The organism is Gallintestinimicrobium propionicum, assembly GCF_025567525.1.
Lineage (GTDB): Bacteria > Bacillota > Clostridia > Lachnospirales > Lachnospiraceae > Gallintestinimicrobium > Gallintestinimicrobium propionicum.
The window spans coordinates 37085-56036 of the sequence record NZ_JAOQJY010000008.1 but is presented as its reverse complement, the minus strand read 5'-3'; the positions used below and the strand labels follow the sequence as shown (position 1 = coordinate 56036).

Below are 18952 nucleotides of genomic sequence, written 5' to 3'. Positions count from 1 at the left end.
AAGTTACAGTAAGGAAATCAGTTTTTTAAAATTCTCTTGACAACAGAGTTAGTCATACATATACTTAACAAGTAAACAATTAACTAGTTAACAAGAGGGAAATGTGATGGAACAAGAACAAAATGCGAAGCACTGCGGGAATCCGACACCGGAAGGCAGGCTGTCATTTCTGTTTCGACGCACGGATCGGCAGCTGCGCCGTTGTATTGAAAAAAAGGTGAATCATACGGGAGTCTATCAGAGTCAGCACCGGCTTTTGATGCACTTAAATCATCATCCGAACTGTTCCCAGGTTGAAATTGCGCGTGAGCTGGAGATTTCTCCGGCAGCGGTTGCAGTTTCCTTAAAAAAGCTGGAAAGCGGCGGATACATTACACGGGAAACCACAGAGTCTGACAACAGGACACACCGGGTGACGATCACGCCAAAGGGACGCAGTGTCATTGAGCGGAGTGAGCAGATGTTCTGGGAAACGGAAAAAGCGATGTTTGAAGGATTTTCAGAAGAGGAAATGCAGAGTCTGCAGCAGTTTTTCGAACGAATTTATGAAAATCTTCTGCGGGATCAGCAAAAGGAGGAATAAGGATCAAATGAAACGTTACGGAAAATATATCAGGCCCTGCTGGTATGCGTTTATACTGGGACCGCTTCTGATGCTGACGGAGGTAGCAGGAGAAGTACTGCTTCCGTCTTTTATGGCGGATATCATTAATGTCGGGGCAGCCAATCATGATGTAGGCTACATCCTTCAGAAGGGAATGATCATGATCCTGACGGCGTTCATCATGATGGCCGGCGGCGTTGGAGGAGCATGGTTTGCATCGGTTGCGGCGATCAACTTCGGAACAGGGCTTCGAAAAGATGCGTTCAAAAAAATCCAGACCTTTTCGTTTTCGGAGATCGACCGGTTCTCCACGGGCTCTCTGGTTACGCGTCTGACCAACGATATCACACAGGTGCAGAACCTGATCATGATGGCGCTTCGAATGATGCTTCGCGCCCCCGGCATGCTGATCGGCGCGATTATTATGGCGTTTTTGATGGATCGGGAGCTGGCGGCGGTATTTCTGATCGTTCTGCCGGTTATGACAGTAGTGATCCTTTTGCTTTTACGCATTGCATATCCGAGATTTGAGTTTATGCAGAAAAAGCTGGATGCTCTAAACTCCAATATTCAGGAGGTACTGACGAATGTGCGGGTCATCAAGTCCTTCGTCCGTGAGGATTATGAAAGTGCCCGTTTTGAAAAGTCGAACGCAGAGCTAAAGGAATCCAGCTTAAATGCATTTAAGATCGCAGTTGCACAGATGCCGCTGATGATGCTGTTTATGAACCTGACAACGCTGGTTGTGGTATGGCTTGGAGGCAATCAGATCCTGGGCGGAAAGATGCAGGTCGGTGATCTGACGGCGTTTACAACCTATATTGTGCAGGTGCTGATGTCCCTGATGATGCTGGCTATGGTATTTTTGCAGAGCTCCCGGGCATTTGCGAGCGGACGCAGGATTAACGAAGTGATGGATACAAAAGTGAGTCTGACAGACGATCATGCAGCATATCCGGAAGCAGTTGTAAAAAACGGAAAGATCGAATTCCAGAATGTTTCCTTCCGATATTACAAAGACAGTGCAGAAAAAGTGCTGGATCAGATCAATCTGACGATCGAGCCGGGACAGATGATCGGTATCATCGGATCGACGGGCTGCGGCAAAACAACGCTGGTGTCCATGATTCCGCGTCTGTACGATGTGGATGAGGGAAAGGTTTTGGTGGATGGCATCGACGTTCGGGATTATTCCCTGAATCATCTGCGGGAGGGCGTTGGTATGGTGCTGCAGAAAAATGTACTCTTTTCCGGTACGATCGAAGAAAATCTGCAGTGGGGCGATGAAAATGCTGACAAAGACCAGATTCGGGAAGCTGCAGAAAGTGCACAGGCGGAAGGCTTTATTCAAAAACTGGCAGATGGATATGATACGGAGCTTGGTCAGGGCGGCGTAAACGTTTCCGGCGGTCAGAAGCAGAGACTGTGTATCGCGCGGGCACTTTTAAAACGTCCGAAAATATTGATTCTGGATGACTCCACGAGTGCGGTGGATACAGCGACAGAAGCAAGGATTCGGGAAGCTTTTTCCACGACGCTGAAGGAGACAACAAAGCTGATTATCGCACAGCGGATCGGCTCCGTGATGGAAGCGGATCAGATCATCGTGATGGACGGGGGAAAAATCGTCGGGCTTGGCAAACATGAAGCCCTTCTGGAAACCTGTAAAGCCTATCAGGAAATTTACGACTCCCAGATGAAAAAGGAGGTGATCGCATAATGGACGAGCAGAGAAAGAAAAGACTGATTGCCAAATACAGCAAGAGCAGCGCAAAGAGGCCTGAAGGATTCGGCGGTCCCGGAGGCCCGGGAGGTCCAAGACCTGGTCCTGGCGGTGGAAAAATGAAAGTCAAAAAGCCGCAGAATACCAAAAAAGCGATTGTGCGTCTGATGGGATATCTTTCTGAAGATAAGGGACGGCTGATTTTCGTCTTTTTCTGTGTCATTGCCGGGACGATTGCGAACCTTGCAGGCTCCTATATGCTGCGTCCGATCATCAACGGATTGACCGGGGAGGGCAGCAGTGCGCAGAAGCTTCTGCATTCGCTTCTGACCATGGCAGGAATTTATATCATCGGTGTCACAGCACAGTATCTGCAGCAGCGGATTATGATCGGCGTTTCCCAGGGTGCACTGGAAAAAATCCGAAACGATTTATTTGTGAAAATGCAGCATTTGCCGGTTCGGTTTTATGATACGAACAACCACGGCGACCTGATGAGCCGTTATACGAACGACCTGGATGCGGTCGGAGATATGTTGAACAACACCGTGCTGCAGATCATTTCCAGCGTGATCACTGTAGTCGGAACCCTCGGACTGATGCTCTACACGAACGTGTGGCTGACAATTGTGACGGTTGTGATGGTTCCGCTCATGATGAAAGTAGGCGGAGCAGTGGCAGGAAAGAGCCGGAAATTTTATCAGGCGCAGCAGGCAGCGATCGGTACTTTAAACGGTTATATCGAAGAAACGATGACGGGACAGAAGGTTGTAAAGGTGTTCTGCCATGAAAACGTTGCGGAGGAAGAGTTTGAATACTTAAACGACGATCTTCGCGGAAAACAGATTTTCGCTCAGTTTTTTGGAGGAATCATGGGACCGGTCATGGGCAACTTAAGCCAGGTCAGCTATTCCCTGACTGCGATGATCGGTGGTATATTATGCGTGCTGCAGGGCTTTGATATTGGCGGTCTGACTGTATTTGTCAACTATTCCAGACAGTTCTCCAGACCGATCAATGAGCTGTCCATGCAGATGAATACAATCTTTTCCGCTCTTGCGGGTGCAGAGCGTGTGTTCCAGGTGATGGATGAAGCGCCGGAAACTGCAGACGCAGCGGATGCGGTTGTTTTAAATCCCTGCAAAGGACATGTGGAGTTAAAGGATGTGACGTTTGGCTATGTGCCTGGTCATACGATTTTGAAGCATATTTCCCTGTATGCGAAACCGGGACAGAAGATCGCGTTTGTCGGCAGTACCGGCGCGGGCAAGACGACGATCACGAACCTGATCAACCGGTTTTACGAGATCGACAGCGGAGAAATCCTGATGGATGGCGTGGATATCCGCAAGGTTGGACGAGAAAACCTGCGCAGTAATATCGCAATGGTGCTGCAGGATACGCACCTGTTTACCGGAACGATCCGGGAAAATATCCGCTATGGCAGGCTGGATGCGACCGATGCAGAGGTCGAGCAGGCGGCAAAAATGGCCAGCGCACATTCCTTTATCATGCGTCTGGAAAACGGATATGATACGATGATCGAGGGAGATGGCGCAAACTTAAGCCAGGGACAGAGACAGCTGTTAAACATTGCCCGTGCGGCAATTTCCAAGGCGCCTGTCCTGATCCTGGATGAGGCAACATCCTCTGTCGATACGAGAACCGAGCGACATATTGAGCATGGTATGGATCGCCTGATGGCAGAACGGACAACCCTTGTCATCGCCCACAGGCTTTCCACTGTTCGAAACGCGAATGCGATCATGGTATTGGAAAACGGCGAAATCATCGAGCGCGGCGATCACGATCAACTGCTGGAACAAAAGGGAAGATATTACGAGCTTTATACCGGCAAGAAACAGCTGGCGTAAAAGATTTTAAAACAAAAAAGAACCAGGCTGCAGCCTGGTTCTTTTTTTGTCTGCGTCGCGGCAATGCAAACTCGCTGTGAGTGCGCAGAATAATCTGATTTTATTTCGCCTGGAAGCGGTTTAAAATCGTTTCCAGGTATTCGGTACGAATAACAGCAGCAGCGGGAACAGCTCCAGGCGTCCGGCAAGCATGTCGAAGATCAGGACAAGCTTGGAAAAGTCGGAAAACATGGAAAAGTTTCCGATCGGACCCACCAGGGAAAGACCGGGACCGATGTTGTTGAGTGTCGCAGCAACTGCAGAAAAGTTGGTGATAAGATCGAAGTTATTCAGCGCGATCAGCAGCATGGAAAAGGCAAAAATAAAAATGTAGACGCCCATGTAAACATTTGTGGAGCGGACAACCTCGTGCTCGATCGCCTTGCCGTCAATCTGGATGCGGCGTACACTCCTGGGATGCAGCAGCTGGATCAGTTCTTTTTTTACCGTTTTCAGTAGGATCAGGATGCGGGAAACCTTAATGCCGCCGCCGGTACTTCCGGCACAGGCACCGACAAACATCAGCAGGACGAGGATGGTGCGGGAAAACTCCGGCCACAGGTCAAAGTTTGTTGTGGCATAGCCGGTTGTTGTAATGATGGAAGCAACCTGGAAAATCGTCTGCTGGAATGCCTGTGCAAAGCTGCTGAAATATCCGCGTACATTGAAGGTGATCGCGAGCGTTGCTGCAGCGATAATCAACAGATAGGCACGAACTTCTTCACTTTCCCATGCCTGTCTGAATTTACGGATCAGGATCAGAAAGTAGGCGTTAAAGTTGATGCCGAACAGGATCATAAAGATCGTGATAATGACCTGACAATAGGTGGAATAGCCTGCAATGCTGTCGTTTTTGATGCCGAAGCCGCCGGTGCCCGCCGTGCCGAGGGAGAGCGTGATGGAATCAAACAGCGGCATGCCGCCAAACAGCAGGAGGAAAATCTCAATAATTGTCAGGACAATGTAAATCATGTACAAAATTTTTGCAGTGGATTTTACCTTCGGAACCAGACGGGTAACGGAGGGACCCGGGCTTTCTGCCTTCATCAGGTTCATATGGCTGCCGCCTGTGAGGGGAATCAGAGTCAGCAAAAAGACCAGAACACCCATACCGCCGATCCAGTGCGTAAAGCTGCGCCAGAACAGCAGACAGTGAGGAAGCGCTTCCACGTCTGTCAGAATGCTTGCACCGGTTGTTGTAAAGCCGGAAACGGTTTCAAACAGCGCATCGACCGGATTGGGAATATAACCGGAAAGTACAAAGGGAAGTGCACCGACACAGCTTAATACGATCCAGCAAAGTGCAGTCGTGGCAAACCCCTCACGCAGGTAGAATACACGGTTTTTCGGCTTCCTTATAACCAAAGGAAGACCGATCAGCAGGCATAACAGGACAGCAGCAACGAGTGACCAACCACTGTTTTCCTGATAGATCAGGGCTACCAGACAGGAGGGAAGCATAAAGGCCGCTTCCAGATTTAAAATCCAGCCGATAATATAAAAAATAATAGAATAGTTCATCGGGCGTACCTATTTTCTCAGGATATCCAGGATATCGCCGAGACCTTTCTGAGTGGTAACGATGATGACAGTGTCACCGACCTGGATCGTATCCTGACCACGGGGAATCCAGGTTTTACCCTTTCGGTTGATGCTGCCGATCAGCAGGTTGGACTTTAATTTCAGCTCTGCCAGCGGAATATCCGTGACGGCAGAGGTATCATGGATGGCAAATTCCAGCGCCTCTGCGCGTCCGTCCAGAATTTGATACAGCGTCTCGACGTTACTGCCGATGGAATTGGACATCGCGCGGACATACTGTAAAATATAGTCTGCCGTCAGATGCTTAGGATAAATGACGCTGCCGATATCGAGGTTGTTGATAATCTCGGTAAAGGCGATTTTTGTCACCTTTGTGATGAGTTTTGCGTTGGAGTTTGCCTTGGCGAACAGAGAGAGCAGGATATTCTCCTCATCCAGACCGGTTAAGGTCAAAAAGGATTCCGCTTCGGAAAGACCTTCTTCCAACAGCAGCTGCTTGTCCGTTCCGTCTCCATAGATGATGGTGGAATCAGGTAAAAGCACGCTCAGCTGTTCGCAGCGGTCGCGGTTATTTTCCACGATGCGGACGTTGATATTCATCGTCTGCAGGAGGTTTGCTGTGTAATAGCCGAGCTTTCCGCCGCCGACGATCATCGCGTTTTTGACCTGACCGGTTTTAAAGCCGATGTGCTTGAAAAAGGTGGAGGCATTCTGCGGGGAAGCGATGATGGACAAGAGATCGTTGTCCCGCAGGATAAAATTACCATCCGGGATCGCGATCAAGTCGCCGCGCTCTACAGCGCAGATTAAAATATCGCTGTTTGTATGGGAGCCGATCTGGCTGACCGGCATGTTATTTAAGTGAAACTCCGGTTTGATGCGGAATTTTAACAGCTCCACGCGTCCTTTTGCAAAGGTGTCGATCTTGATCGCGGAGGGAAAACGCAGCAGACGGGAAATTTCCGTTGCAGCGGTCAGCTCTGGATTGATAATCATGGAGATGCCGAGCTTTTCCTTGATGAATCCGATTTCCTTATTATAAATCGGATTGCGGACGCGGGCGATGGTATGGCAGTTGCCCGCCTTTTTGGCAATCAGGCAGCAGAGCAGGTTTAATTCGTCGGAACCGGTCACTGCAATTAACAGATCGGCTTCTTCAACGCCTGCCTCCTGCTGGATATTGACGCTGGCACCGTTTCCAAGAATGCGCAGAGCATCCAGCTCTTCCGGGATGGAGGAGAGCTTCTGGGAGGATTCATCTATCAGTACGACATCGTGTTTTTCAGCGGAAAGCAGTTCCGCCAGTGTCAGGCCGACCTTGCCGCAGCCAATAATAATAATTTTCATGTTAGCCTCATCTTTTGAACTTGTTATTCGTCGTGTGTAAGGAGCAGATAGGGACTACTCCCACTCACTAGCACTCATTATAGCACGACGCAAATTTATTGCAATTGCAAAAAATATTCTTGACAAAAATTTAATTCTTCCCTATAGTGTACATAGTACACGGACAAAGATGAGGAAGAAGAAGAGTACGTTTACCCGGCTGACAGAGAGGGTCCCGGATCGCTGAAAGGAGACCTGAGCAAAGGAGAACGGAATGTGGCTTTGGAATCGGAGAGCTGAATGCGCAGCTGCGTGGTAAGCTTTCACGGTAGTCCCCGTTATCGGACAGCGGTTCTAGAGGAATGACCGCGACAAGATTCCGAAACAGCTGGCGGCGCAGTCTCTGCAGCAGATCAGTTTTTCCGGAAAACAAAGGTGGTACCGCGTTTGGATTCAGACGCCCTTTGACAGAGTTTTCTGTCGAAGGGCGTTTTTTTATCGTATAGGAAACTTCGTTTCCATATGATAAAAAAAGCTCCGCGAGGATGCGCACTCGGCGCAAGGGTAGATGGTTGCCGAAGCAACCGCGCCTCGGCGCGAGAATGTGCCAAGGCACATTCTTTTTCATTCGCAGGATTTCTGATTTTTTCTCTCGGCGTCCCAAAGCCCTATAGCGGCAAAAATGAAAATGGAGGAAACAATGAGCAAGGAACTGGCAAAAACCTATGATCCCCATGGCATTGAGGATCGTCTGTACCAGAAATGGCTGGATAAGAAATATTTTCATGCGGAAGTAGACGAGAGCAAGAAACCGTTTACCATCGTCATTCCGCCCCCGAATATCACAGGACAGCTGCATATGGGGCACGCGCTGGACAATACCATGCAGGATATTCTGATCCGTTTTAAGAGAATGCAGGGATATAATGCGCTCTGGCAGCCCGGAACAGACCATGCAAGCATTGCAACAGAGGTTAAAATTATCGAGACCCTCAAAAAAGAAGGCATCGATAAGCGTGACCTCGGCAGAGAAGGATTTTTAAAGCGCGCCTGGGAATGGAAAGAGGAATACGGTGGGAGAATCATCAATCAGTTAAAGAAGCTGGGCTCCTCCTGTGACTGGGACAGACTCCGTTTCACGATGGACGAAGGCAGCAATCAGGCTGTTACAGAAGTATTCTGCCGCATGCATGAAAAAGGCTGGATTTATAAAGGAAACAGAATCGGCAACTGGTGTCCTGTCTGCAAAACTTCTATTTCTGATGCAGAGGTTGTATACGAAGAACAGGCTGGTCATTTCTGGCATATCAAATATCCGCTGATCGATGAAAACGGAGAGGTAAGCACGACAGAATTTCTGGAATTTGCGACCACCCGTCCGGAAACCATGCTGGGCGATAGTGCGGTTGCAGTTAACCCGTCCGACGAGCGTTATCAGCATCTGGTTGGCAGAAAGGTTCTGCTGCCGATTGTAAACCGTCAGATTCCGATCGTTGCGGATTCCTATGTAGATATGGAATTTGGTACCGGCGTTGTAAAGATCACTCCGGCACATGACCCGAATGACTTTGAGGTAGGAAAACGTCATAACCTGGAGCAGATTAATATCTTAAATGATGATGCAACTATCAATGAAAAAGGCGGTAAGTTCGAAGGCATGGATCGCTATGAAGCGAGAAAAGCCATTGTGAAGGAATTAGATGATATGGGTCTGTTAGTCCGGATCGAAGACTACAGCCATAATGTCGGCACCCATGACCGCTGCGGTACGACCATCGAGCCTATGATCAAAAAGCAGTGGTTTGTAAAGATGGACGAGCTGATCAAGCCCGCAGTAAAAGCAGTTCAGGAGAAGGAAATCCGTCTGATTCCGGAACGCATGGAAAAGACCTACTTCAACTGGACGGACAACATCAAAGACTGGTGTATTTCCAGACAGCTGTGGTGGGGACACAGAATTCCGGCTTATTACTGCGATTCCTGCGGCGAAACCGTGGTAGCGCGCACCGAGCCGACTGTTTGTCCGAAGTGCGGCGGCACACATTTTACACAGGATCCCGATACGCTGGATACCTGGTTTTCTTCCGCACTGTGGCCCTTCTCCACCCTCGGCTGGCCGGAAAAGACGAAGGAGCTGGAATATTTCTATCCGACTGATGTGCTTGTAACTGGTTACGATATCATTTTCTTCTGGGTTATCCGTATGATTTTCTCCGGATATGAGCAGATGGGCGAAAAGCCGTTTAAAACAGTACTGTTCCACGGACTTGTAAGAGACTCTCAGGGACGCAAGATGAGCAAATCCCTCGGAAACGGTATCGATCCGCTGGAAATCATCGACAAATACGGTGCGGACGCACTGCGCCTGACGCTGATCACCGGCAATGCGCCCGGCAACGACATGCGTTTCTACATGGAGCGTGTAGAAGCGAACAGAAACTTTGCAAACAAGGTATGGAACGCATCCCGTTTCATCCTGATGAATATGGAAGGCAAGGAAGTTCCTGCGGATGCGTCTGCGTATCTGGAGCCTGCCGATAAGTGGATTCTCTCCCGTCTGAATAACGTCGTAAAAGAAGTGACCGACAACATGGAAAACTTCGAGCTGGGTGTTGCCGTACAGAAGGTTTATGACTTTATCTGGGATGAATTCTGCGACTGGTATATTGAGATGGTAAAACCCCGTCTGTATGCGACGGACGATGCCGACAGCCAGAACGCTGCACTGTGGACGTTAAAAACTGTCCTGATCGACGCTTTAAAACTTCTGCATCCGTATATGCCTTTTATTACTGAAGAAATCTTCTGCACCCTGCAGTCCGAAGAGGAATCCATCATGATTTCCTCCTGGCCGGTTTATCAGCAAGAGAGACACTTCGAGAAAGAAGAGCAGGAGATTGAAATCCTCAAGGAAGCTGTCCGCGGCGTCCGCAACGTCCGTACCAGCATGAACGTTCTGCCTTCCAGAAAAGCCCATGTTTATGTGGTAAGCGACCAGAAAGAGCTGCAAAATACCTTTGAGGAGGGCAAGCTGTTCTTTGCATCCCTGGCGAGCGCATCCGATGTGACCTGCCAGGCGGACAAGACAGGCATCGCAGAGGACGCGGTATCCGTTGTGATCCCGAACGCAACGCTTTACATTCCATTTGCAGAGCTGGTTGATCTTGCAAAAGAGATCGAGCGTCTGGAAAAAGAAGAGAAGCGCCTCGAGGGCGAGCTTTCCAGAGTAAATGGCATGCTGCACAACGAGCGTTTCATGAGCAAGGCACCGGAAAGCAAGATCGCAGAAGAGCGCGGCAAGCTGGAAAAATACACGCAGATGATGGAACAGGTAAAAGAACGGTTAGGTCAGCTGCGCAAGTAAGCGGGAAGATGCATGCTTTCAGCGAAATATGGTTTTCTTATTAAGTTTTTTATTAATAGGAAAGTGCAGGGCGGTTTTGTAACAAAAGCAGAGCCGCTCTGTTTTTGTTCATGCAACGCTGCATTCCTGTAAACCGGTCGGGATTGCAGCATGTCCGCAGTTTCTGACGGAAAAACGCGAAAATGCGAAGTGCTTTCCTGAATTTCCGGAAAAATTAGATTGATTTTTTTGTGTGCCCTGCGTATTATAATGGTATTGAATCCATGAGGATAAGAGCAGATAAGCGGGAGGATGCGCATGATCAACTTTGAAGAAGAATTGAAAAAGTTCCATCCCAGCCTTGAAATCGATGAGGCGGAGGATGTGATTATAAACCACAATATGACAGACTTTACGGATATTCTGATAGACATGGTCAAAGAGCAGGAAAAAGAAATGGCCGATGCCGCCGGGAAGAAAGAGTAAAGGAGCAAATATATGCAGTGCTATAATTGTGGAGCAGATCTGACAGAAAAGAATTTCTGCACGAACTGCGGGGCAGATGTTTCGAGATATAAGAAGCTTCTGAGCATTTCCAATTATTATTATAATGACGGTCTGGATAAAGCCGGTGTCCGGGATCTTTCCGGTGCGATCGAGAGTCTGAAGCTGTCGTTGAAATTCAACAAATATCATATCGAGGCGAGAAACCTCCTGGGATTGATTTATTTTGAAATGGGCGAGACCGTTCCGGCGCTGAGTGAATGGGTCATCAGCAAAAACCTCCGCCCGGAGAAAAATATCGCGGATGATTACATCAACGCTGTACAGAAGAGCCCGACGCAGCTGGAAGAGTTTGCACAGATGAGCCGGAAATATAATCAGGCGCTCAACTACTGTTATCAGGACAGCAAGGATCTGGCGAGAATTCAGTTGAAAAAGGTGCTTTCCGACCATCCGAATTTTGTACAGGCACATCTGCTTTTGGCGCTTTTGTACATGGATGCGGCGGACTGGGAGAAAGCCCGCAAGGAGCTGACCCGCTGCCTGCGGATCGACTGCGCAAATACGATGGCACTTCGGTATATGCATGAAGTGGACATTGCGTTAAAAACCGATGACGACGGGAGATTCGCCCGCAAACAGGGAAAGGATGAGGAAGTCGTCAAATACCAGAGCGGCAATGAGACGATTATTCAGCCGATCAGCCAGATAGAACCGAAAAAGAACTTCGGGTGGCTGTGGGGAACGCTCGCAGGCCTTGCGGTTGGCGTAGCGGTATCCTGGTTTTTGATCCTGCCTGCGCGGGTACAGATCGCACAGACGGAGTTAAACAATAAGCTGACAGCAGTCGGGGAAGAAGCCGACCGCAAAAATGCAGAGATTTCCAGCTTAAATCAGCAGATAGAGACGCTGACTAAGGAAAATGACGAGCTGACGGCGCAGAACGGCAAGCTGTCCGGCGCGGACGGCAGCATGAGCGCGGTAGAAGCGCTGTTGAATGCGGCAAGTGTCTATATGGAGACGCCGGACGATATCGAAGCGCTTTCTGAAGCGGTGGACAAGATCAGCCGCGATGCGATGGAGAGCAGCGATACCTCCGAGGCGGCGCGCAAGCTCTATCAGCAGCTTTTGCAGGACACCGGCACAGATCTTGCAGCGAACTATTATGACACCGGCTACAAGGCATATCGTTCCGGGGATTATGAGACGGCGATTGAAAACCTGACGAAAGCGGTTTCCTATGATGAGACGAACAGTGAAGCGCTTTATGCGCTGGCAAATTCCTATCGCGACAACGGCAACAAGCGCCAGGCGAAGGAAACCTACCAGAAGGTAATTGAACTGTTCCCGAACACGGAAAAAGCAACCCAGTCCCAGCGCGCGCTGGATCAGCTGGATAATTAAAAGGCGACAATTTAAAAAGGATTTTACGAAAGAGGATGAAAAGCACAATGGCTTTTTGTCCTCTTTTTGCTATCTACGGATTCCGAATGTTTGCAGATTGCCGTGCGGCAATTCGGGGATAGCTATTTCAAGGTTAAGGTTCCCAAGCCGTTTGTGCCTGCACGAAATTTATATAGAAAAAGGAGAGTAGCATGGAAGAGGATTATAAAATTATCGATCACTATCTGATGATCCGCCTGCCGGAAGAAATCGACCACCACAGTTGCAGCGTGATCTGCAGGAGGGCGGATCACATGATGTTGGACAACAGCGTCAGCCACATCGTGTTTGATTTTTCCGACACAAAATTTATGGACAGCTCCGGCATCGGCGTACTGGCGGGGCGTTACCGCAAGATTTCCTGTTTTGGAGGCAAGGTGTATGTAATTCACGCCAACCGGCGCATCCGGAAAATTTTGGAAATGTCGGGCATCGGCGATATCGTGGAGATGATAGATCAGGAAGAAAAGATTGAAAAACAATAGAATGTACGCTCTGCGAGCATTCTATTGTCATGAATAAAATTTTTCAATCGCGAGATTTGTGTCTGCGCGCACTTGACACAAACTCGGCATGCGCAAAAAGCGTGCGCAGAAATGAGAGGAAAGCATGAATAACATGAAAGTGGAATTTGAAGCCCTGCCGGAAAACGAAGGCTTTGCGAGGGTTGCTGTAGCGGCGTTTTTGACGCCCTTAAATCCGACACTGGAGGAGATCGAGGACGTCAAAACTGCCGTTTCGGAGGCAGTTACAAACGCAGTCATCCACGGATATAAGGAGCAGGGAGGAACGATTGAAATTTCCTGTGTGCTGGAAAAGGATCTTTTGAAAATGGAAATCACCGATCAGGGCTGCGGGATCGAAAATGTGGAACAGGCGATGGAGCCGATGTTCACGACGCGCCCGGATCTGGAACGTTCCGGTATGGGATTTTCTTTTATGGAAGCGTTTATGGACTGCCTGGAGGTGGAATCGACCGTGGGGAAGGGGACGCGTGTGATTATGGAAAAAAAACTGGGAAATGCGCCGTGGGTCAGTGATCCGGATCAAGAAGAGGAGTAGCACATGGAAATATCAGTATTGATCGAAAAGGCGCAGGCAGGAGATGCGTCTGCCAGAAAAATACTGATAGAAGAAAATCTGGGACTGGTTCACCATATTGTGAAACGGTTTGCAGGGCGGGGATACGAGGCGGAGGATCTGTTCCAGACCGGAACGATCGGACTGATGAAAGCGATTGATCATTTTGATTTAAGCTACGATGTCAAATTTTCTACATATGCGGTTCCTCTGATTGCAGGAGAGATCCGGCGTTTTCTGCGCGATGATGGACCGGTCAAGGTCAGCCGGTCATTAAAGGATGCGAATTATAAGCTGCGGCAGGAGGCTGCGCGCATTCAGACGCAGGAGGGACGCGACCCGACGCTGCGCGAGCTGTGTGAAAAAACAGGAATCGCCTATGAAGACGCGGTCATGGCGGTCGCTGCAGCCGGGGAGGTTGAATCGCTGTCAAAGCCGGTCTATGAGGGGGATGGGAAAGAGATCGCGCTGATGGATCAGCTTGCGGCACGGTCTGCAGACAACACCTGGGAGGACGCAGAAAAGAACCGGCTGGTAGACCGGATGCTGTTAAAACAGCTTATAGACGAGCTTCCCGAACAGGAAAAAATCCTGATCCGGCTGCGCTACTACGAGGATCAGACGCAGGCCCAGATCGCCAAAAAACTCGGTATCAGCCAGGTGCAGGTTAGCCGGATGGAAAAGAAAATCCTGATCCGCATGCGAGAGCGGTCGGGGGTGTAGGACAGCGATGAGGACTGCATAGCTGTAGAAAGCGCTCGGCGGCAGCGATGGCAGCAGGGCAGTGCGTAGAACCAGCTGGCGGCAGATGGTACGATTTTTGCAGACAGCCCGAAAAAGAAAAAACGTCTGATCTGCATAACTTTTTTTGCCCGGGTGCATACTGTGTGAAACAGGAGGAACATACAGATGCCGAAAGAAGTGCTGTATTTAAAGCTTGAGCAAAACGCAGAGCTGTCCGGTGAAAGCGTGCATATCAGCGATCTTGGAAAATTATATTGTAAAACGCAAAGCGTGCAGAATCGATGCAGAACGCTTCCTGTTTTCCGATTTGAGGAAAAAGATAAGGGGCGCCGGGTGGTTAGCGCGCTTTTTGTGATTTCGCTTTTGCAGCAGGACAATCCGAATCTGGAGGTGGAAAGCATCGGCGCGCCGGAAACGGTGGTGGAGCAGGTAAAAGTCAGTCGTTATCCGGGCTTCTGGCAGGTGTGCAAAATCGTCTTTGTCTGCTGCATCTGCTTTTTTGGCGCAGCGTTTACGATCATGGCGTTTCATAACGACATCGGGATTCGCGAGGTGTTCGGGCAAATTTACGAGCTTTTGACCGGACAGGAGCCGCAGTCGGTTACAGCGCTGGAAATCGCGTATTCGATCGGGCTGGCACTTGGCATTTTGGTGTTTTTCAACCATATCGGTGGGAGGAGGATTACGTCCGATCCGACACCGATCGAAGTGGAAATGCGTAAATATGAAACGGACGTCAATCAGGCATTGACAGAAACTGCAGATCGGGAAAAAAAGACGCTGGACGTCTGAAAGGGGGGAAAATTGTGATTTTATCGAAGCTTTTGCCGGTGGTTGTTGGACTGGGCGCAGGCATTCTCGTTTCGGCAGGCGTTTTTACGGTGCTGCTTTCGGTAGGACTTGTGCCACGCTTTGCAGGAAAGACCCACACGGGGGAAAAAATTTTTCTGTACGAGGAAATGGTTGTCTTTGGAACGCTCGTCGGCTGTCTGGCAAGTGTATTTCCGGGTGCAGTAATTTTTGGCAGGGAATGGTTGCAGAAAAGGTTGGAAGCGGGAGCAGCTTTTGAGTGGCTGGTTCTGACGGCGGAAGCCCTGACCGGTCTGTTTGCCGGAATTTTCGTCGGCTGTCTGGCACTTGCAATTGCAGAAATGCTGGACTCCATTCCGATTCTGACGCGTCGGATCGGTTTTCGGCACGGACTCGGGCTGATGGTGATTTCCATTGCGATGGGAAAAGCGGTTGGAAGCCTGTTGTATTTCTGGCATCCTATTTTTCGGTAAAAACTCCGTTACAAACGGTGAATCGTGCAGCAGATTCGGAAAGGAACAGCATATGGAAAAGTATCAGGCAGACCAGTCTTTTCAGAAACAGTATGAAAAATATGTCAAACAGGTGACGCCGACACACAATCTTGCATTGCAGATGCTGCATGCATTTGTGACGGGCGGTATAATCTGCACGGTAGGACAGATTATTTTGAACGTTGCGAAGTCAAACGGATTGGACGATGCGGCAGCAGGAAGCGTGTGCGCGATTCTGCTTGTTCTGGCGAGCGCACTTCTGACCGGCTTTAACATTTATCCGTCTCTGGTAAAGTGGGGCGGGGCGGGGGCGCTGGTTCCGATTACCGGTTTTGCCAATTCCGTAGCCGCCCCGGCGATTGAATTTCAGAAGGAGGGACAGGTATTCGGAATCGGCTGCAAAATTTTTACGATCGCCGGACCGGTTATTTTGTATGGAATTTTCGTCAGCTGGGTGCTTGGACTGATTGGATGGATCGGTTCGCTTTTATAATTTTCCCGCTCGCAGGAAATCAGTCTGCGAAATGCTGCGGGTGAATGTTGTTGAAACGATGCCGTTCACCCGCGCCATTCGCAAAATCGCAGCTTCGCTGCTCCCCGCTGCTTCGCAGCTTCTTTTGCTCATGAAATGGCGCTCCCCTCGTGCCTTCTTACAGACTGATTTTCCTGCGAGCAGGAAAATCAGTCTGCAAAAAGGCACGGGTGAACTTAGTCGATCACATGGTGCTGGAGCCACTTGCGGGAGTGGAAGCGGAGCATGAAAACGACCGCACGCACGCTCCAGTCTGCGAACATGCCGATCCAAACCGCGATGGGACCGAAGCCACAGAAGCGGCATAAAAAGATGCACAGGCTTACCCGGCACAGCCACATGCTGGCACAGGAGGTAATCATGGAAAATTTCACATCGCCGGCTGCGCGCATGCCGTAGGCGGGAATAAAGGAAAGCACCCACGAAATCGGTTTGGTGATGGTAATAAATGCGACCATCTGCAGGCAGAGGCGGGCGCTTTCTGCTTCCATGCCGCCGAGGATGGTGACAGGCTTTGCGAGCAGATAGACGACGGCACAGGAGATGAGGATGACGATTTCCGAAAGCCAGGACAGCCTTTTGATGTAATAAATCGCTTCATCTTTCCGTTTTGCACCGATACACTGACCGACGACGGTCATCAGTCCGATGCCGACACCCATGGCGGCGATTCCGTTTAACGCCTCCAGGATACTGGTCATTGCCTGCGCGGCGATGGCAACCGTACCGAGAGTGGAGACGGTTGACTGAATGGCGAGCTTACCGAACTGGAACATGCTGTTCTCAATTCCGGATGGAATGCCGATGAATAAAACGCGTTTGATCAAAGACCAGTCCGGACGGATAGAAAAGTAGTTGCGTACATAAATCTGTTCTGCAGGGTTTCTCAGCTGCCAGATCACGACGATCGCACAGAAAATACGGGAAACCAGGGTGGAAATTGCCGCGCCGGCGACGCCCATGCCAAAGACGAAGATCAGGATCGCATTTCCTCCGATATTTAAGAAGTTGGAAAGGATGGAAATCGTCATAGGACCTTTGGTGTTGTTTTGTGCACGCAAAATGGAAGCACCTGCATCGTATAGACCGATGAATGGGAACGACAAAAGTGTGAAGAAAAAGTAAATCTGGGAGTTTGCCATAACGTCCGTGTCTACAGTGCCGAAAATCAGACGAAGCAGCGGAAAACGGAAGATCAGGCATAAAAGCGACAGCGAACAGGAAAGGACGAGCATAACGAAAAGCACCTGCTCTGCGGAACGCTTCGCCTTTTTCAGGTTCTGACTGCCGAGGTACTGGGAGCAGAGGATCGCACCGCCTGCCGCCAGCGCGGAGAGCGCCTGAATCACTAAAATGTTGATTGCATCAACGAGAGAAACTGCGGAAATTGCAGCGGAGCCGACGTTGCTGACCATCATCGTGTCGGCGGTTCCCATTAGGGAAGACAGAAGCTGCTCGACCATGATGGGGACAAGCAGCGTCCGAAGCTGTTTATTGGTGAAAAGATGTTGTGTTGCTGTTTGTTTTTTTGTGTTCACGAAAAAATCATGCGCCTCCTGAAATATTGGAAAAATCTGCGGAAAATAAAAAACCTTCTGTATCATAGCAGAAAATAAAATGGATGAAAATAGGGAAAACAGCTCATTTTTTACAGAAGAAGAAAGCCTTTTATGCTGTTAGAAAAACTACAGATGTGGTAAGATGAAAAAGATACTACTGTGGCACCCTTCCGGGAAAGAGTGCCGGCAGAAATTGGATGAAAAATCCGGAGACATGAGGGATGAGAGATGAGTGAGAAAGTACAACAGACAGAAACCGGAAATGCGCTGCAGCGTTTCCTGAAACGGAAAAACATTATTTTTTCGGCAAAACGTTATGGAATCGACGCGTTGGGCGCGATGGCGCAGGGATTGTTTGCATCGCTTTTGATCGGTACAATTATCGGAACGCTGGGAGAGCAGATCGGAAGTCAGGTGCTGGTGGACGCCGGAGGCTTTGCAAAAAGCGTGGCCGGACCGGCGATGGCAATTTCGATCGGCTATGCACTGCAGGCACCGCAACTGGTATTATTTTCCCTGCTTGCAGTCGGGGCGGCAGCCAATTCGCTGGGCGGGGCGGGCGGACCGCTTGCAGTTTTGATCGTTGCGATTGTGGCGGCGGAATGCGGCAAGGCGGTTTCCAAGGAAACGAAGATTGATATTTTAGTCACGCCTCTGGTGACAATCCTTTCCGGAGTGCTGCTGTCGATGTGGTGTGCGCCGACAATCGGAGCTGCTGCGAGCGCAGTCGGAAGCCTGATCATGTGGGCGACGGAGCTGCAGCCGTTCTTTATGGGTATTTTGGTATCGGTTATTGTAGGTGTTGCGCTGACGCTGCCGATCAGCTCTGCAGCAATCTGCGCGGCGCTGAACTTAACCGGGCTTGCCGGGGGCGCGGCAGTTGCGGGCTGCTGTGCGCAGATGGTCGGCTTTGCGGCGATGAGTTTCAAAGAAAACAAGTGGAGCGGACTAATTTCCCAGGGATTGGGCACAAGTATGCTGCAGATGGGCAATATCGTAAAAAATCCGCGCATCTGGATTCCACCGACGCTGGCGGCAGCCATCACCGGACCGATTGCGACCTGTCTGTTCCGGCTTCAGATGAACGGACCCGCAGTTTCCTCCGGAATGGGAACCTGCGGACTGGTGGGACAGATCGGCGTTTATACCGGCTGGCTGGAAGAAATTGCAGCGGGCAGTCGGAGTCAGATTACAGCGTTTGACTGGATCGGCATGATCTTGATCTGCTTCGTGCTTCCGGCGGTGCTGAGCCTGGTGTTTGGACAGATTTTAAGAAAAATCGGCTGGATCAAAGAAGATGACCTGAAGCTGTAAAGCATTTGGACAAGAAGGCAG

At 49.8% G+C, this 18952-nt stretch carries 17 protein-coding genes and 1 other annotated feature; of the genes, 13 read left to right on the top strand and 4 right to left on the bottom strand.

Annotation, left to right across the window (positions count from 1 at the left end; translation table 11 throughout):
- The first annotated feature begins 106 nt into the window (after positions 1-106).
- From OCV62_RS07735 to OCV62_RS07725, 3 genes are read left to right on the top strand one after another with little or no spacing between them, the layout of a single operon-like run.
- Positions 107-583 carry a MarR family winged helix-turn-helix transcriptional regulator gene (locus OCV62_RS07735; protein WP_262585824.1) on the top strand — a complete coding sequence of 159 codons (477 nt, stop codon included), beginning with the start codon at positions 107-109 and terminating at the stop codon, positions 581-583.
- Positions 584-590: 7 nt separating this feature from the next.
- Complete coding sequence (locus OCV62_RS07730) at positions 591-2324, top strand: ABC transporter ATP-binding protein (RefSeq protein ID WP_262585823.1); 1734 nt, start codon at positions 591-593, stop codon at positions 2322-2324.
- On the top strand, positions 2324-4201 hold the full coding sequence (locus OCV62_RS07725) for an ABC transporter ATP-binding protein (protein ID WP_262585821.1): 1878 nt from the start codon (positions 2324-2326) through the stop codon (positions 4199-4201). Before OCV62_RS07730 ends, OCV62_RS07725 begins: the two co-directional genes overlap by 1 nt.
- Positions 4202-4321: 120 nt before the next feature.
- On the opposite strand, the gene OCV62_RS07720 is transcribed toward OCV62_RS07725, so the two are convergent.
- Together OCV62_RS07720 and trkA are read right to left on the bottom strand one after the other, a co-directional pair.
- Positions 4322-5761, bottom strand: coding sequence for a TrkH family potassium uptake protein (locus tag OCV62_RS07720; protein ID WP_262585820.1), 1440 nt, complete (start codon positions 5759-5761; stop codon positions 4322-4324).
- A 9-nt stretch (positions 5762-5770) separates the two neighbouring features.
- Complete coding sequence (trkA, locus tag OCV62_RS07715) at positions 5771-7129, bottom strand: Trk system potassium transporter TrkA (RefSeq protein ID WP_021915431.1); 1359 nt, start codon at positions 7127-7129, stop codon at positions 5771-5773.
- A gap of 163 nt (positions 7130-7292) precedes the next feature.
- Positions 7293-7576 (top strand) — a binding site (T-box leader).
- A gap of 232 nt (positions 7577-7808) precedes the next feature.
- On the opposite strand from trkA, the gene OCV62_RS07710 reads away from it, so the two are divergent.
- From OCV62_RS07710 to OCV62_RS07670, 9 genes are all read left to right on the top strand, one after another.
- The gene (locus tag OCV62_RS07710) at positions 7809-10472 is read left to right on the top strand and encodes a valine--tRNA ligase (protein ID WP_262585819.1); all 2664 of its coding nucleotides are present in this window, start codon (positions 7809-7811) and stop codon (positions 10470-10472) included.
- 297 nt (positions 10473-10769) lie between these two features.
- Positions 10770-10937, top strand: a complete 168-nt coding sequence (locus OCV62_RS07705; RefSeq protein WP_262585818.1) for a hypothetical protein — start codon at positions 10770-10772, stop codon at positions 10935-10937.
- 12 nt (positions 10938-10949) lie between these two features.
- Positions 10950-12359, top strand: a complete 1410-nt coding sequence (locus OCV62_RS07700) for a tetratricopeptide repeat protein (RefSeq protein ID WP_262585817.1) — start codon at positions 10950-10952, stop codon at positions 12357-12359.
- A gap of 191 nt (positions 12360-12550) precedes the next feature.
- On the top strand, positions 12551-12883 hold the full coding sequence (locus tag OCV62_RS07695) for an STAS domain-containing protein (RefSeq protein WP_021915427.1): 333 nt from the start codon (positions 12551-12553) through the stop codon (positions 12881-12883).
- A gap of 124 nt (positions 12884-13007) precedes the next feature.
- Positions 13008-13460, top strand: a complete 453-nt coding sequence (gene spoIIAB, locus OCV62_RS07690; protein WP_262585816.1) for an anti-sigma F factor — start codon at positions 13008-13010, stop codon at positions 13458-13460.
- 3 nt (positions 13461-13463) lie between these two features.
- Positions 13464-14201, top strand: coding sequence for a SigB/SigF/SigG family RNA polymerase sigma factor (locus tag OCV62_RS07685; RefSeq protein ID WP_262585815.1), 738 nt, complete (start codon positions 13464-13466; stop codon positions 14199-14201).
- Between the two features lie 186 nt (positions 14202-14387).
- Positions 14388-15014 carry a stage V sporulation protein AA gene (locus tag OCV62_RS07680; RefSeq protein WP_021915424.1) on the top strand — a complete coding sequence of 209 codons (627 nt, stop codon included), beginning with the start codon at positions 14388-14390 and terminating at the stop codon, positions 15012-15014.
- Positions 15015-15028: 14 nt separating this feature from the next.
- Complete coding sequence (locus OCV62_RS07675; protein ID WP_262585814.1) at positions 15029-15505, top strand: stage V sporulation protein AB; 477 nt, start codon at positions 15029-15031, stop codon at positions 15503-15505.
- Positions 15506-15557: 52 nt separating this feature from the next.
- Positions 15558-16019: a SpoVA/SpoVAEb family sporulation membrane protein gene (locus OCV62_RS07670; protein WP_262585813.1), complete on the top strand. Its 462-nt coding sequence runs from the start codon at positions 15558-15560 to the stop codon at positions 16017-16019.
- Here the strand turns inward: OCV62_RS07670 and OCV62_RS07665 are convergent.
- On the bottom strand, positions 16014-16151 hold the full coding sequence (locus tag OCV62_RS07665) for a hypothetical protein (RefSeq protein WP_262585812.1): 138 nt from the start codon (positions 16149-16151) through the stop codon (positions 16014-16016). The two genes, OCV62_RS07670 and OCV62_RS07665, sit on opposite strands and share 6 nt — an antisense overlap.
- A gap of 83 nt (positions 16152-16234) precedes the next feature.
- Positions 16235-17698: an MATE family efflux transporter gene (locus tag OCV62_RS07660; protein ID WP_330667310.1), complete on the bottom strand. Its 1464-nt coding sequence runs from the start codon at positions 17696-17698 to the stop codon at positions 16235-16237.
- A gap of 147 nt (positions 17699-17845) precedes the next feature.
- Between OCV62_RS07660 and OCV62_RS07655 the strand changes: the two genes are divergently transcribed.
- Positions 17846-18931: a PTS sugar transporter subunit IIC gene (locus tag OCV62_RS07655; RefSeq protein ID WP_262585811.1), complete on the top strand. Its 1086-nt coding sequence runs from the start codon at positions 17846-17848 to the stop codon at positions 18929-18931.
- Positions 18932-18952: the final 21 nt, after the last annotated feature.